Raw genomic sequence first — 2,202 nt, forward strand, 5'->3', positions numbered from 1 at the left:
CCCGCCGCGATCGCGCCCACCGCGCCGGCGGCAACTGCCATGCGGGTACGGCCGGGCCGGTCGGCGGCGGTGGCGGGTTTGCGGGGGCGTTTGCTCTTGTTCGGTGCGCGGGTCATATGCGGTCAACACGGGTGCGCGCGCGCGGTTCCCGTCATGCCCGCGGGGTGGTAGCGTGCGCGCCATGTCCATCCACGACGACCTGATCCTCCAGACGCTGGAGCCCGTCACCCACGATCTGGGCGGCTTCAAGGTCCATCGCACGCTGCCGCATCGCGAACGCACGATGGTGGGGCCGTTTATCTTCTTCGACCAGATGGGCCCCGCGCACCTGCCGCCGGGCGGGGGGATCGACGTGCGCCCGCACCCGCATATCGGGCTGTCGACGGTTACCTATCTGTTCGACGGTGCGTTCCAGCATCGCGATTCGCTGGGCACCGATGCGCGGATCACGCCGGGCGCGGTCAATCTGATGACCGCGGGGACCGGCATCGTCCATTCCGAACGCTCGCCCGCCGATGCGCGCCCCGGCGGCGCGGCGCTTTCGGGGATCCAGACGTGGCTCGCGCTGCCCGACGGGCGGGAGGATATCGCCCCCGCCTTCGAACATGTCGCGGCCGACGCGCTGCCGCTGGTGGAGGCAGGTGGCGCGCAGGCGCGCGTCATCATGGGCGATCTGTGGGGCGCGGGCGCGCCGACCACGACACATGCCGCCACCATCTATGCCGACATCCTGCTCGACGCGGGCGCCGCCGTGCCGATCGACGATGCGGCGGAGGAGCGCGCGATCTACCTCGCCCACGGCGATGCCACGCTCGACGGGCTGGTGCTGGAACCGCAGCGGCTCTACGTCCTGCGCCCCGGCGTGCGTGCGCGCCTGTCGTCGGCGCGCGGTGGCCGCGCGATGCTGGCGGGCGGGTCGGCGTTCGCGACGCCGCGGCACGTGTGGTGGAACTTCGTCCATTCCTCGCGCGAGGCGATCAACGAGGCGAAGCGCGCGTGGAAGGCCGGGCGCTTCGCCGCCGTACCGGGCGACAGCGAGGCGATCCCGCTGCCCGAACTGACGCCCAAGACCGTCAGCTACCCCTGACGCTTCACAGCGCCTGCGCCGCGGCCCAGCCGCTGGCCCAGGCCCATTGGAAGTTGTAGCCGCCTAGCCACCCGGTCACGTCCACCGCCTCGCCAATCGCATACAGGCCGGGCAGGTGCCGCGCCGCCATCGTCTTGGACGACAGGCCGGCGGTGGCGATCCCGCCGACCGTCACCTCCGCCTTGGCGAACCCCTCGGTCCCGTCGGGGTGGAAGCGCCAGTCGGCCAGCCGTGCCTCCGCCGCCGCCAGCGCGCGGTCGCTCGCCGCGCCCAGCTCGCCCACCCCGATCCGCTCCGCCAGCGTCTCGGCCAGCCGCGCGGGCAGCCCCAGCGCCCCCGCCAGCGTCGCGCGCGGTCGTGCGCGCTTGGCCGCGACCAGCCAGCCCGGCGCGGCGTCGGGGCGGAAGTCGATGCCGATCGCCTCGCCGTGCCGCCAGTAGCTCGATACCTGCAGGATCGCCGGGCCGGACAGTCCGCGGTGGGTGAACAGCGCGGCCTCCGCGAACGCCGCCTTGCCCGCACGCGCCACCACCGGCGTGGCGACGCCCGACAGCGCGCGGAACAGCGCCTCGTCGCCCGGCAGCGTCAGCGGCACCAGCGCGGGGCGCGGTTCCACCACCTTCAACCCGAACCGCCGCGCCAGATCATAGGCGATGCCGCTCGCCCCCAGCTTGGGGATCGACGGCCCGCCGGTCGCGATCACCAGCGCGGGCGCGGCGACGGTGCGCGCGCCGTGGCGCACGGTGAACATGCCGTCGGCATGTCCCACCTCGCCCAGCGGCGCGCCCAGCCGGATCGTCACGCCCCCCGCCGCGGCTTCGTCCAGCAGCATCGCGACGATCTGCCGCGCCGATCCGTCGCAGAACAATTGCCCCAGCGTCTTTTCGTGCCACGCGATCCCGTGCCGTTCGACCAGCGCGACGAAATCGGCGGCGGTGTAGCGGCCCAGCGCCGACTTGGCGAAATGCGGGTTAGCGGACAGATAGCGGTCGGCGGCGGCGTCGCGGTTGGTGAAGTTGCACCGCCCGCCCCCGGAAATCAGGATCTTGCGCCCCGGCTCCGGCGCATGGTCCAGCACCACGACCCGCCGGCCGCGCTGCCCCGCGACCGCCGCG

The 2,202-nt window shown here is 73.6% G+C and carries 2 protein-coding genes; one reads left to right on the forward strand and one right to left on the reverse strand.

Features of this window, described 5'->3' with window-relative positions; genetic code table 11:
• Positions 1–181: 181 nt before the first annotated feature.
• Entirely contained in the window at positions 182–1,087 is a 906-nt protein-coding gene (locus AX685_RS08740; protein WP_066487635.1) for a pirin family protein, read from the forward strand.
• A gap of 4 nt (positions 1,088–1,091) precedes the next feature.
• Here AX685_RS08740 and AX685_RS08745 read toward each other — a convergent pair.
• Positions 1,092–2,202, reverse strand: a 1,111-nt coding sequence (locus AX685_RS08745; RefSeq protein WP_066487638.1) for an NAD(P)/FAD-dependent oxidoreductase, incomplete at its 5' end; no start/stop codon positions are given.

This window comes from Sphingomonas sp. CCH9-F2 (genome assembly GCF_001556735.1).
Taxonomy (GTDB): Bacteria; Pseudomonadota; Alphaproteobacteria; order Sphingomonadales; family Sphingomonadaceae; genus Sphingomonas; species Sphingomonas ginsenosidimutans.

Bases quoted from the DNA above. Each gene is read 5' to 3' on its own strand.
- AX685_RS08740 (WP_066487635.1), top strand. From the start codon at position 182: ATGTCCATCCACGACGACCTGATCCTCCAGACGCTGGAGCCCGTCACC.